This window comes from Citrobacter sp. JGM124 (assembly GCF_018257795.1).
In the GTDB taxonomy this organism is placed as follows: domain Bacteria; phylum Pseudomonadota; class Gammaproteobacteria; order Enterobacterales; family Enterobacteriaceae; genus JGM124.
The window spans coordinates 156226-169982 of record NZ_JAERJD010000001.1; the positions used below are offsets into that span (position 1 = coordinate 156226).

Consider the following 13757-nt stretch of genomic DNA (forward strand, 5'->3'; position numbering starts at 1 on the left):
GATTTACCTTCATTCCGTTTTATTACTATTTTCCATTCTGACAGGTAAGGGAGTGGATGGCCCATTCTTCTGACTTGCTTTTAGCTCAATAAGTTGTTCCGGCGTTACGGCTGGATAGCCTTGTGCATCATCGGGAACTTCATGGGGCGGTGGGATAGGTACCAGTGGCCCTAAAAAGCGTGGTTCCCGTTTAAAAAGATATAAATCAGCCAGGGCTCCTAAACGAGCGCCAAATTCACGTAAACGGACACTAAAAATATTTTTGGGTGATGCGACGGCTAAACACTGTGCCTGAATTCCCATATGGCGAGCAATAAACAGGGCTCTTTCACAGTGGAAGCGCTGAGTGATGATGATAAAGTCGTTGGTATCAAAAACCTTGCGGGTACGAACCACAGAGTCCAGTGTACGAAAACCGGCATAATCCATCACGATGTGGTTGGGGTTTACCCCCCCGGCGATGAGATCTTTGCGCATGGTCATCGGTTCGTTGTAATTCTGTTGGGCGTTATCACCACTGAGCAGTAAATAATCGACCTTGCCACTGTTGTAGGCATTTAATGCGCCCTGAATACGGTATTGATAATACTGATTGATGCCACCCGTCCGGAAGTATTTTGCGGTGCCCAGTACGACGCCAACCTGGCGATAGGGGAGATCCTGAACTTCTTCATAAATATAGGGCGCAGTTTTCCAGCTTATCCAGCGATCCAGCACCAGTGCTGTGCAAAGCAATAAGAGGATGAACACAAGCAGGCTATAAAACACGCGCTTCAGCATGGAGTTGCAGACTCACCTATAGGGACACGGAAATTTAAAGGCTACTTTAGGCGGGAAAGAAGCGCAAGAAGTGTGCGTGCAGTTGCGGACAAATCCAGCAATGCGGGTGGTATTCACCCGCATTATGCTTAATCAAGAAATACTTGGTTGATATTCTTCACACCAATTGCATTCAGTGTTGCAGAGATTGCCGGCCACTGAACCAGGGACGCTTCCCGACGTTCAGCCAGCACTGCACGTTTTATCTCACGGTATTCATACCCGGACAGAGAAAGAACATTCAGTGCTGCTTGCAGCGGGGGTAAAGAAGGATTGAAAGCGGCATTTTCGGCATAACTTCCGACAAAGATATTGCCATCTTGAGTTTCTAAGGCAACACCTGCAGGTGCCTGGCTATAGGGTGAATGGCTGCGATTAGCCGCAACAATGGCTGCCTGGGTGAGATCATCCCCCACTAAAGCAAAGTGATGATCCTCGTCATCAAGCAGCAATGTTTTGATATCCAAGTCACGTGGACCAAAAGCATTGGGTAAATAATCCCCCAGTGTTGCGGGTGGAACATTGGGAAGGTGAATGGGTAAATGCGTTCCACTGTTTAATTCATTCATAAACTGGCGGCAGTGACCACAGGGCGTATAGTTAACCGTAATGGATTCCAGTTTCTTTTCGCCCCGCATCCAGGCATGGGTGATGGCACTTTGTTCTGCATGCACGGTTTGCTGCATAGTGGTGCTGGTAAACTCCATATTCCCGCCGAAATAGAGATTACCACTGACACCGCGAGCAATGGCCCCGACATTAAAATGTGAAATTTCCGCACGGGCACACGCGGCGGCAAGTGGCAGGAGCGCGAAGGCCAGTTCATTGTCATTCAGGCCAGTGTGCTGCTTAATGTGGGCAACTTCTGGTGCGGTGAACATCCCAGGGAAGTGCTCATCAGCCAGCAGAGGCTGTAACACGGCCTGCAAGCTGGCAGGTAACTGAGTAAAGGCAGAATCAAAACGTGAGTTCATGTTTTAGCCCCATAGCGTGGTTAACAGGGAGTCAGTTTAAGGATCTCTCAGCTAATAATATGTGATCAAATTCTTATTATTAATGTAATTAATGTAATTAAATCGAATAATTCGAGATCAGTAGCAAATTTTAACCCCAAAGTGAGAGCAGAATTGGGAAAACAAAAGGAGCGAGCAGGGAAGTGATCACACCGCAAACCACCAGGGCTAAAGAGCTGAATGCCCCTTCCTGAAAGTCAACTTCGGCACAACGGGCAGTGCCTAATGCGTGTGAGGCGCTGCCCATGGCCAGACCACGTGCCGCTTTCGCGCTGATATGCAAATTATTGAAGAGCGTGTGTCCAAACACGGCGCCGAGTATCCCTACCAGAATAACGCACATTGCGCTGATGGCAGGAACGCCCCCCAGACTGCCACCCACTGCCATGGCAATAGGCGTTGTGACGGATTTAGGCAAGATAGATGCCGCGATTTCTGGCGAAGCGCCAAGTAATAAAGCAACGGAAGTACCGGTACACATCGCGGTCAGGCTCCCGATAAAACAGATTGTGATAATTGATTTCCAGCGTGCGCGAATTTGATGGAGTTGCTCATACAGCGGGAAAGCGAGAGCAACCACTGCGGGTTGTAATAAATCGTTGAGTACTTCACTGCCCTGAAAGTAATCCTCATACGGAATACGTGTCAGTAGCAGGAAAGGAATAATCACCACCATCGAAACCAGTAATGGGTTAAGCAATGGTGTTTTAAAGCGTACAGACAGTTTGCGAGCGGCAAAAAATGCCACCAGTGTGAGTGGCAATGACCACCAGATATTGTGCATCATTTTTTAACGTCCTCTTCCTCACCAGCGACTATTTTTTTGCCGTGAATCCACTGGGAACTCCAGCCAACCACTAACATCACTGCGAGTGTACTGACCAGGCAAGAGATAACAATCGGGCCGAATTGTGCTTTTAACACATCGAAGTACTGCATAACACCGACACCAATAGGCACAAAGAGCAATGCCATGTAGCGCATGAGCAAATGACTACTTGGTTTAACCCATTGTGGGGGAAGAATTTGCAGTGCGAGCAGGGTGAACATGATCAGCATACCGATGATGCTGCCAGGAATAGCAATCGGTAATAATGTGGCCACAAAAATACCTGTATAAAGGCAGGCATAAATTAAGACAAAAGATCGCAGATACTGCCAGAAAATTTTCAATATGCTGTGCATGAGAGGTTGTCCTTGGGAAAACCCATTCATCATACAATTAAAATAACCTGTTTTCTATCTGAGACAGATGAATTATGCATCTTGCTAAATATTCAGTATTCCAGTCTCTAATAATGAAGAAAACACGGGGATTATACTGGCTACAGCAGCGTCATCTGGCCCTATTCATACCGCAGAATACTCCCGGGCAGATGTTAATAAGCGGCAGCAGGCTGAAGGAATAATGATAAGTCCTGACGGGTATACCTGACAGGATAAGTATTGAGTATAAATGTTATACGTATGATGCGGAGAAAAGCGTGAGATATTTGATGTCGGGCTTATGCGTGGACACAAGCCCGATGATGGCGCCGTGATTAGTTCAGGCGAACAGGCATACCGGAACGATTCAGAACTGCCTGATCAACCACATGGGAGTCGATATCAGGCTGGGCAGTCACTTTCAGAATGCTGCTATTCAAATTAATCGGTACCACTTCTTTGGAGTTAAACTGCTCCGCGGTGGTGGACAGTGGATTATGAACTTCGATAAAGCGGCTGCCGTCTGGCTCGGTAGTGGCTTTCACTGGCTCATCAATAAACTGAACGCGTGTCCCAACCGGCACATTCTCGAACAGGAATTTTATATCGTCATTGCGTAAGCGAACACAGCCATGACTCACCCGCAGCCCTACGCCAAAGTTGGCATTGGTTCCATGAATAGCATAAAGGCGACCAATATACAGAGCATAAAGCCCCATAGGGTTATCCGGGCCGGCAGGGACGACGGCCGGGAGTGGGTTACCCGCTGCGGCGTATTCAGCATGCATTTTCGCTGTAGGGGTCCATGTTGGCCCGGCTTTCTTACGCTCAACTTTAGTGGTCCAGTTAATGGGGGTGTCTGTCCCTAACTGGCCAATGCCTATCGGTAGCACAATTACGGTATTTGTACCTTTGGGATAGTAGTAGAGACGCATTTCGGCACTGTTGATGATAATACCTTCATGAACGGTGTCGGGCAGAATCAGCTGTTGCGGGATGTTGAGGACGGTCCCCGGTTTTGGCAGGTAAGTATCAACCCCTGGATTGGCTTCCAGCATGTTCGCCAGTCCCATCTGGTATTCGGCTGCATAATGCTCCAGGGAAGCGGTACTGCCTTCAGGAATGGCGACCACCTGGTTTTGACCTATCAGACGACTACCGTCAGTAGGAAGGGGGTAAGTCACTGCTACCGCAGATTTACAGAAGAACGCGGCGACGACTAACGGCATTAAAAACGAACGAAGTTTAATATTCATGATGTCTGAGTTATCTGTACCGTGCTGGTCAGTGGAGTAAGCATTTGGTGAACTTGGTCACGCATTATAAGGGTATTGGTCGTATTCAGGGAATCAGATATCGACTAAAGAGCATTTTTTTTCCGGGTTCATCCGGCAGGGTGAAGATACGGGCGGATTCATCCCTCAGCTTATGGCATAATAGACCAGAATCGATATTTCAGAACTCAGACAACTTTAATTCTTCAGGACATCTCTGTGCTTGTATCCAGCAACGTCACTATGCAGTTTGGCAGCAAACCACTGTTTGAAAACATTTCCGTTAAATTTGGCGGCGGCAATCGCTACGGCTTGATTGGTGCCAATGGCAGCGGTAAGTCGACCTTTATGAAAATTCTGGGTGGAGATTTAGATCCAACCCTGGGTAACGTCTCTCTTGACCCAAATGAGCGCATTGGTAAGTTGCGCCAGGATCAGTTCGCATTTGAGCAATTCACCGTCATTGATACGGTAATTATGGGCCATGCTGAACTGTGGGAAGTTAAGGAAGAGCGCGATCGTATTTATGCGTTACCTGAAATGAGCGAAGAGGATGGCTACAAAGTCGCTGATCTCGAAGTCAAATATGGTGAGATGGACGGCTACAGTGCGGAGTCACGTGCTGGTGAATTACTGTTAGGTGTTGGTATTCCTGTAGAACAACACTATGGCCCGATGAGCGAAGTTGCCCCTGGCTGGAAATTACGTGTCTTGCTGGCACAGGCGCTGTTCTCAAACCCTGACATTCTGCTGCTTGATGAGCCAACCAACAACCTGGATATTGACACTATTCGCTGGCTGGAACAGGTACTGAACGAGCGTAACAGTACCATGATTATTATTTCGCACGACCGCCACTTCCTGAATATGGTCTGTACGCACATGGCGGATCTGGACTATGGGGAACTGCGTGTTTATCCTGGTAACTACGACGAGTATATGACCGCGGCCACGCAGGCCCGTGAACGTTTGTTGTCAGATAATGCCAAGAAAAAAGCGCAAATTGCTGATCTGCAATCTTTTGTGAGTCGCTTTAGTGCGAATGCGTCAAAGTCCCGGCAGGCCACCTCTCGTGCCCGTCAAATCGACAAGATCAAACTGGAAGAAGTCAAAGCCTCCAGTCGGCAGAATCCATTCATTCGCTTTGAGCAAGAGAAAAAACTGTTCCGTAACGCGCTGGAAATCGATTCTGTGTCAAAAGGATTCGAGAATGGTCCGTTATTTAAAAATGTTAAATTGTTGCTGGAAGTGGGTGAAAAACTGGCTGTTCTGGGGACTAACGGCATCGGTAAATCGACTTTCCTGAAAACATTGATTGGTGAGCTGACCCCAGACAATGGAACCGTCAAATGGTCTGAAAACGCCAAAATTGGTTACTATGCCCAGGATCACGAATACGAATTTGAAGAAAATCTCAGCGTATTCGACTGGATGAGCCAATGGAAACAAGAAAACGAAGACGAACAAGCAGTACGCAGTATTTTGGGGCGTTTGCTGTTTAGCCAGGATGATATTAAAAAACCCGTTAAGGTGCTTTCTGGTGGTGAAAAAGGACGGATGTTGTTCGGCAAGTTGATGATGCAGCGCACTAACATCCTGATTATGGATGAGCCGACTAACCACCTGGATATGGAATCCATTGAGTCACTCAATATGGCACTGGAAATGTATGAGGGAACGCTGATCTTTGTTTCCCATGACCGTGAATTTGTGAGTTCACTGGCGACCCGTGTTCTTGAGATGACACCTGAGCGTGTTATTGACTTTACTGGGGGGTATGAAGACTACCTGCGCAGTAAAGGTATCGACGGCTAATCAATTAGTTCACTGAGGGGCGTGTTGATGGCTTTATTCCAGCAACATGCCCTTATTTCATCCCCACCAGCGCCTTCAGATGTATTTTATTTCCCCCGCCCCTGATAGCTTCACCATACTACTGTAAGAACGGTCCAACACCCCATTTCCCCGCTTTCAGGCCAGGGAAGCCATTCATAATTTCAATCAATGTTTTTTCAGCAAGCTAACAATATAGTTAACCGAGCACAAATTTAGCCACCGGTAAGTATTTCCTGGCGCTTAAGGCACATTACAGAAGGCAAGCGGAGAAAATGTTGCTAATGTTAAAGACGATATTGTTGACAGACTGGGGCAGATTATCGGTTATTCATCTGAGCCACTTTGTTACAGTTTACTCTTCATCAAGGTAAGCTGGAGCCAAACGACTCTCTGTTAGTGGCCTATACTTTTTCTGAATCTTCCTGTGGGCAGAGCTGGCCTGCATTGCCTGACAACATTGATAAACAACCTATTTATAATGGCATTCGACAGTGGAGAAATAACGTATGCGTCACTCAGTTTCAACATGTCAACAGCTTGGTTTTATTGGTCTTGGTCGTATGGGGTCGGCGATGGTGACCCGTATAACACAGGCGGGTATTCAATGTGTGGTATTTGATACTAATCCCGAGAGTAAAAAGTGGGTTCCTGCGACAACGGTTTTTAATGCCTCCATAGAAGAGATGGTAAAAAACCTGCCTGCACCTCGCCATATCTGGCTAATGCTACCGGCTGCAGTTGTTGACTCGGTCATTGAAACCTTAATTCCGCTACTCGATAAAGGGGACACCCTGATTGATGGGGGAAACTCACATTTTACTGAAGATATCCGTCGGGCTAAGTGGCTTGCTGAGAAGGGTATTCATTACATGGATGTCGGTGTCAGCGGCGGTGTCTGGGGTAAAGAACGTGGTTATTGTCACATGATCGGTGGGCCAAAAGCGCATTATGAATTTCTCGAACCTGTCTTTCAGGCATTAGCCCCCGGTGTTGATACAGCGCCACGTACACAAGGGCGTAGTGGCCCCCCTTCACCCGCTGAACAGGGCTATCTTTATTGTGGTGAAACCGGTGCGGGTCATTTTGTGAAAATGATTCATAACGGTATTGAATACGGTCTGATGGCGGCTTATGCCGAAGGATTAAGTATCCTTAAACATGCCGATCAGGGGCATCAGGCTGTTGATGCCGATGCCGAAACCGCACCACTTGAGCATCCTGAATACTACAAATATAACTTGCCCGTTGCTGAAATAACCGAATTGTGGCGCAGGGGGAGCGTGGTGGGCTCATGGTTGCTGGATCTGATAGCCCAGGAAATGAATCACTCACCGGATCTTGAAAAGTATGAAGGCAGGGTATCCGATTCCGGGGAAGGGCGCTGGACTTCCTCTGCCGCTATTGACTTAGGAGTGCCTGCGCCGGTTCTCACGACGGCACTTTACTCGCGTTTTGCTTCACGAGGTAACGATTTATTTGCGGATAAAGTGCAGTCTGCTATGCGCCATGCTTTTGGCGGTCATCAGGAAAAAGCCGCAGACTCAGATGGAACAAAAGGAGCGTAATATATGAGCAACACCTCATTAGTCATTCTCGGTGCCAGTGGTGATTTAACCAAACGGTTATTAATGCCATCCTTGTTTGAGCTCCATAAGAGGGGGTTAATTCCTTCACTGGAAATAATAGGTTACTCCATTGATAAATGGAGCCGGGATGATTTTTTAACGCATCTCCACAATGCGTTATCTGAGTTTGTGAAAGATTTTGATGAGGCAGACTGGCAAGGATTCAGCCAGCATATTGATTTTGTGAGTGGTTCATTAGTCGCTAATGATTTAAAACAGCTGGAAAGTAAAGTGAGCGGATCGGCGTTATTTTACCTTGCGCTGCCGCCCACGTTATTTGGCGAAGCCGCATTAGCGATCGGTGAAGCCGGGCTTGCTGAAGAAAATGATGAAAATTGGCGACGGATCCTGATAGAAAAACCATTCGGTACCAATCTGGCCACCGCCCAGGCATTGCGGAACCAGGTTCATACTCACTGGGATGAGTCACAGGTTTATCGTATTGACCACTTCTTAGGTAAGGAAGCCACGCAAAACCTGATGATTTTCCGATTTGCTAACCGGGTACTGGCCCCCGTCTGGAAAGCAGAACATATTGAGCAGGTTCAGATTACCTATGCTGAAACGCTGGGTGTTGAGAACCGGGCGGTTTATTACGATCATTCTGGTGCAATGCGCGATATGCTGCAAAACCACCTGATGCAGTTGCTAACGCTGACGGCTATTGAACCCCTGGGGCGCTGGGATGGTGAAATCCTGCGTGACCATAAAGTAGAAGTACTGAAGTCGATTCGCCCCACTGAAGAGATGAATCCATCAGACTGGGCTGTACGGGGGCAGTATTGTGCGGGGGTAGTTAATGGTAAACCGGTAGTCGACTACTGTAACGAACCCGGCATCCCTGTTGAAACGAATACCGAAACCTTTGCCGCACTCCGCCTGGAGATCGATAACTGGCGCTGGAAAGGTGTGCCATTCTACCTGCGCAGTGGTAAGAGACTGACAAATAATTATGCTGAAATTGCCATCGAGTTCAAAGCACCAGCCGGGGCTTTGCCTGGGGATTTAACCGTTGATAATAACTGGTTAGTATTCCGTATGGGGGCGGATATGGGCATGGAAATGCACATGACAGCTAAACTACCGGGTATGCATGCGAAAGCACACAACATCTCACTCAGTGCCCCTTATACCCAACCGGGGCAATATGAAGTTTCCGCTTATGAGCAGTTACTGATTGATGCGCTTAATGGCGAACGGGCACATTTTTTGCGTTTCGATGAAGTGGAATGGGCATGGAAGGCTATTGAACCCGCCCTGAAAGCCTGGGAGACGGGTATGCCCGATCTCTATAAAGCGGGTACCGAGGGGCCTGATACGCAGCATCGTATTTTGCGACCTGGCCATAAATGGCGTTCACTGGTGCAATAGGAGCGCGGGATGAATGAAAATATTGCGCCAGGGTCTCCGGGGATCATGGCAACATGGACCAGCAGTGCGAAAGACCTCGTGGGTACAGGGCTTGGTCAGGGGCGAGTCTGGTTCACCATTGGTTATGGGATACTTAATGAGGTCTACTGGCCATCGAACAGTACCCCGCAGATTCGAGATTTAGGCTTTATTGTCGCAGGGGAAGGATTCTGGTCTGAAATTAAACGTGTCCATAACTATTCCCTGAGCACACCTGCTTCTGGTTTGCTTCTGCCAACCATCATCCATGAACATGAACTTTATCGGCTGGAGCTGGAAGTTGTTGCGGACCCAGTTCGAGATGCGCTGTTAATTCGCTACCAGCTTGACGGTGAAGGGCTGAAACTCTATCCCTTGATCGCGCCCCATCTTGATGGCGATGGTGATAACAATACCGGACGCGTTACCGCGCAAGGTTTACTGGCAGAGAAAAATAATCAGTGTTTATTTCTTGCAGCAGACCAGGGATTTACCCGCAGGAGCGTGGGTTATGTCGGGACTTCTGATGGCTGGCAAGATTTTAACCAACATCAGCGAATGACGTGGGAATACAGTCAGGCGGGCCCCGGGAACATTGCGATGATGGGGGAGCTCACCGGTGAAAGTGGAACGCTGGCATTAGCTTTTGCAAGCAACCCAGAGGGGGCTATAACCCTTGCAAATAGTACCCTGGTTGCAGGTTTTGCCGAAGCCAGGCGGCAGTATGTACACCACTGGGCTGAATGGCATAAAAATGTCTGTTTCCCACAACGAACGCCACTCCCCGAGACATTAAGTGATGCAATTAAAACCTCAATTTCAGTATTGAAAACCCATGAAGGGCGTACCTTCCCTGGGGCCATGGTTGCCAGCTTGAGTACCCCCTGGGGGGATGCCCACCAGGATCCCGGTGGATATCATTTGGTATGGCCTCGGGATTCAGTTGAAGTTGGCTTTGCACTACTGGCTTATGGCCTGATTGAGGAAGTCCGTGCCCTGCTGGCTTACCTGATTACTATTCAGCAGCCAGATGGCCACTGGATGCAGAATAACTACGCAGACGGACGCCCATACTGGGAGGGGATCCAGCTCGATGAAGTCGCTTTGCCGGTACTCTTTGCGGCTAAACTGCATGAAGAGGGGCTATTGGGGGATATGCACAGTGCAGTTGTTAAGATGGTACAGAAAGCATTAACCTACATTGCTCATCATGGGCCTTCCAGCCCACAAGACCGCTGGGAAGAAAATGCGGGTATTAACCCTTTTACTTTATCCGCGTGTATCGCCGCCCTGGTTGCAGGTGCTGAATCCGGATTAGTCGGTGAAGGGGATCGGCAGTACGCCCTTTCACTGGCCGATGACTGGAATGGACGACTGGAGTCATGGGTCTATGTACATGACAGTGAGCTTGATCGTGAACATTCCATATCTGGCCATTATATTCGCCTGAATCCGGCTTATCACTCGGCCCGCTACGGTCATGTTACCCTGCGTAACAGAAATGAGGAAACGATTAAAACCCGAACGTTACTGGGTATGGAGTATCTTTGCATGGTTCGCTTTGGGTTGCGTGAAGCAACCGATAGTCGTATACGTGACACCACCCACCTTATCGATAAGTTACTTCGCGTTAACCTGCCTGCCGGGCCCTACTACTACCGCTATAACGAAGACGGGTACGGTGAACATGATGATGGCAGAGCATTTGACGGGAGTGGCAATGGGCGTTTGTGGCCATTACTCAGTGGTGAGAGAGGGCATTATGCGGTGGCCAGTGGTGAGGAGGTGCAGCCTTATATTGATGCGATGCTGGCATCAGCAAGTGTCGGGGGAATGCTACCGGAACAAATCTGGGATCAGGCCGATATTCCTGAACGAGGACTCAAGAAGGGGCGCCCTAGCGGCAGTGCTATGCCTCTGAACTGGGCACATGCTGAGTTAGTGAAGCTGATTTATGCGAAGGAAAGTGGTAGGCCCATCGAACGTCTTGACGTTGTTTATCAGCGTTATGTGAAACACCCGGTCAAGCCAGCAGTCCGGCACTGGCGTGATTATCTGTCCTGCGATGTTTTACCAGGGGGGATGGAGTTACTGATAGAAGCCAGCGAACCTTTTGTCCTGCACTATGGTTTTGATGGCTGGCAGACAATACAGGAGAAAAACAGTACCCCTCTGGGATTAGGAATTTATGGTGTTCATCTTAAAACCGGCGAGTTAACTGGAAAAACAATGCAATTTTCCCGCCGTTTTTACTCCCATGATTGGGAAGAAAAAGACTGGCACATCGAGATAAACAATGTAAAAAATTAACCGTTCAATAAAGGAGGCCGTTTGGCTTCCTTTATTGATATTCAGATACGGACCCTATTCATTTCAATATCGTGGTTTATCGATGATGACCGTCATCATTCTGGTTACTATTTATTTCATTATTCCATCCTGTTTAAATTAAACGGGGCAAATGAACCATTTTTTACTGGTGGGGAACCGCATATGGGAAGCCCTGAATGAGTTTTAATAGGAACTGGTTATTAACATCAGTTGTACTGCAATACTTTCTGATGAACACGATAATATTCAGTAATATAATTATGATTCTGGTCTCTGAAAGCGCAGTAGACAATCATTAATCATCAGTCAGATTACCAGTATATGGCATGAAGGTAATATATCTGATTTTCATGGTAGGGGATGAGGAAACTCTTAATTATTGCATTTAAAAACGGTTACTTATAAATACATTTTTATATTAATGGTAGTCTTGGCAACTATTATACTGGTGCTTTCAGATGCCTTTATATGTGGACTGTCGTTTTTCATGATTATGTTAACTACCTGAGCTACGGGTATCTGTTTAATTAAGAACGTAGGCAGGCATGCTAACTTGTTTACATTTACAGGAAGAAATGGATGAATCTTCCTTCTTTACGAAAGGAGTTTGTATGAAATCTGATATATTGCCTCCAGGATTTAAGTGCTTATTTATTATCGCATTCTTATTGCTGTCTGGCTGTAAAACAGCAGAAAGAACATCATACTATATTGATACGAATAAAAGTCTTTTTCCCTTAGAAAACTATTCACAATCAGTGGATGAATGGATTTCTCCAGTATTAAGTGACAGTAATATCCCTGTAATGGCTAAGGATAATCAAAATAAGTATTTCTCAGCCTTATTATCAAAATACTACGGTATGGGTAAGCAGGGGCAATCTCCCTGGAATATTTATTACATCTCACGGGTGTTAAAAAATAAGCCAGAACGCGGCCTTGATGCCAGTATTCGTCAATACCTTTCACCTAAAAGTCTGTCCTGGGGGGAAAACTTCAGAGTCAATTCAGAAGCATGGAAACAAGATATTAGGAATAATAGCCTTAATCCGATTGATAAGACTTATCAGGTATCATCCCGGGCGATCAGCGTACGGGAAACGAAGGTAAGGGCATTACCTACCGATGCCCCTGCTTTCCATAACCCCCAAAATGCCGGGGAAGGCTACCCATTTGATTACTTACAAATGTCAGCTATTCGCCCTGGAACGCCAGTTTATATTCTAACAGAGAGTATGGATAAGGCATGGAAATACGTTATTTCTCCATCGGTTACTGGCTGGGTTAAAAGTGATGATATAGCCACCGTAAGCACCGAATTTGTCAGTGAGTGGACATCACTGGGTTTGACGAATCTTGGGGCATTTATTAAACAGCCTGTTTCAGTTAATGTGGGTAAACAGTTCTATTTTATTGCCCGTCCAGGTACCATATTGCCCTTTAAAAATTACCAGACAGGGTATTTTTCTGCCATTATTCCGGTGCGGAATGCTGACGGAAGTGCATCAATAAAATCGGTCAGTTTACGTGAGGATATTTTTACTGGGATGCCCTGGCAGATGACACCCATGAATATTGCCACTTTAATAAAATCAATGAATGGTCAGCCCTATGGCTGGGGAAATACACTCTTTTACAATGATTGCTCGTCAGAGATTCGGAGTCTGATGCTGCCTTTTGGAATTTATCTACCTCGGAATTCAGCAGCACAGATTAAGTCAACCTTCAGACAGGTTGACTTGAGTGATGCCAGCCCACAGGAACGTCTGGACTATCTTGCGAAGTATGGTCAGCCCTTTACTACATTGGTTTATATTCCCGGGCATATTATGCTCTATATAGGCAACCACTTGGTTAATGGTAAATCGGTTCCCATGACGTACCAAAATTTATGGGGACTACGCCCGAAAGACGCAGACAGTCGTAGTATCATTGGGTCCGCTCTCTTTTTTCCACTCCTGACGATGTACCCTGAAAGACCTGATTTACTCTCTTTAGCCGATAAGGCGCAATTTAAGCTCGGTTTTCTTGGGGCATCAGAAGATACAGAGTGAATACTATAATGCCATATTAAAATTTGTATCATTTGATCGCGCCGGAGACATACTGTTCAGCATAATGTGACAGTTATATACTATAATAATGCTTCCCCATTAAGACTCGATGCTCTTCTGGTGGGGAGGCATTAAAAACAGTTGTATGTAATCACCGAATGTCTCTTTTGCTATAATTCTGTACTCAGCATGAGGTCATTTTTTTGTTAC

The 13757-nt window shown here is 46.9% G+C and carries 10 protein-coding genes; 5 read left to right on the forward strand and 5 right to left on the reverse strand.

The genetic code is table 11. The annotated features are described in order from the left end of the window. Positions 1–9: 9 nt before the first annotated feature. The 5 genes from sanA to ldtB form a co-directional block, all read right to left on the reverse strand. A complete protein-coding gene (gene sanA / locus JK154_RS00670) occupies positions 10–780 on the reverse strand; it encodes an outer membrane permeability protein SanA (protein WP_211990566.1) in 771 nt (256 codons plus the stop codon). A 128-nt stretch (positions 781–908) separates the two neighbouring features. Then, positions 909–1793, reverse strand: coding sequence for a cytidine deaminase (gene cdd / locus JK154_RS00675; RefSeq protein ID WP_211990567.1), 885 nt, complete (start codon positions 1791–1793; stop codon positions 909–911). Positions 1794–1923: 130 nt separating this feature from the next. Beyond that, positions 1924–2619 carry a CidB/LrgB family autolysis modulator gene (locus tag JK154_RS00680; protein WP_211990568.1) on the reverse strand — a complete coding sequence of 232 codons (696 nt, stop codon included), beginning with the start codon at positions 2617–2619 and terminating at the stop codon, positions 1924–1926. Then, positions 2616–3017: a CidA/LrgA family protein gene (locus JK154_RS00685; RefSeq protein ID WP_211990569.1), complete on the reverse strand. Its 402-nt coding sequence runs from the start codon at positions 3015–3017 to the stop codon at positions 2616–2618. The genes JK154_RS00680 and JK154_RS00685 overlap by 4 nt, the downstream gene beginning before the upstream one ends. Positions 3018–3373: 356 nt before the next feature. Next, entirely contained in the window at positions 3374–4294 is a 921-nt protein-coding gene (ldtB, locus tag JK154_RS00690; RefSeq protein WP_211990570.1) for a L,D-transpeptidase, read from the reverse strand. A 237-nt stretch (positions 4295–4531) separates the two neighbouring features. Between ldtB and JK154_RS00695 the strand changes: the two genes are divergently transcribed. The 5 genes from JK154_RS00695 to JK154_RS00715 all read left to right on the forward strand — a co-directional run bounded on the left by JK154_RS00695 (position 4532) and on the right by JK154_RS00715 (position 13547). Next, a complete protein-coding gene (locus tag JK154_RS00695; RefSeq protein WP_211990571.1) occupies positions 4532–6127 on the forward strand; it encodes an ABC-F family ATPase in 1596 nt (531 codons plus the stop codon). A 527-nt stretch (positions 6128–6654) separates the two neighbouring features. Continuing rightward, positions 6655–7713 carry a phosphogluconate dehydrogenase (NAD(+)-dependent, decarboxylating) gene (gene gnd / locus JK154_RS00700; RefSeq protein WP_211990572.1) on the forward strand — a complete coding sequence of 353 codons (1059 nt, stop codon included), beginning with the start codon at positions 6655–6657 and terminating at the stop codon, positions 7711–7713. Between the two features lie 3 nt (positions 7714–7716). Next, the gene (zwf, locus tag JK154_RS00705; protein ID WP_211990573.1) at positions 7717–9144 is read left to right on the forward strand and encodes a glucose-6-phosphate dehydrogenase; all 1428 of its coding nucleotides are present in this window, start codon (positions 7717–7719) and stop codon (positions 9142–9144) included. 9 nt (positions 9145–9153) lie between these two features. After that, positions 9154–11472, forward strand: a complete 2319-nt coding sequence (locus JK154_RS00710; protein WP_211990574.1) for a glycoside hydrolase family 15 protein — start codon at positions 9154–9156, stop codon at positions 11470–11472. 632 nt (positions 11473–12104) lie between these two features. Further along, positions 12105–13547: an SH3 domain-containing protein gene (locus tag JK154_RS00715; protein ID WP_211990575.1), complete on the forward strand. Its 1443-nt coding sequence runs from the start codon at positions 12105–12107 to the stop codon at positions 13545–13547. Positions 13548–13757: the final 210 nt, after the last annotated feature.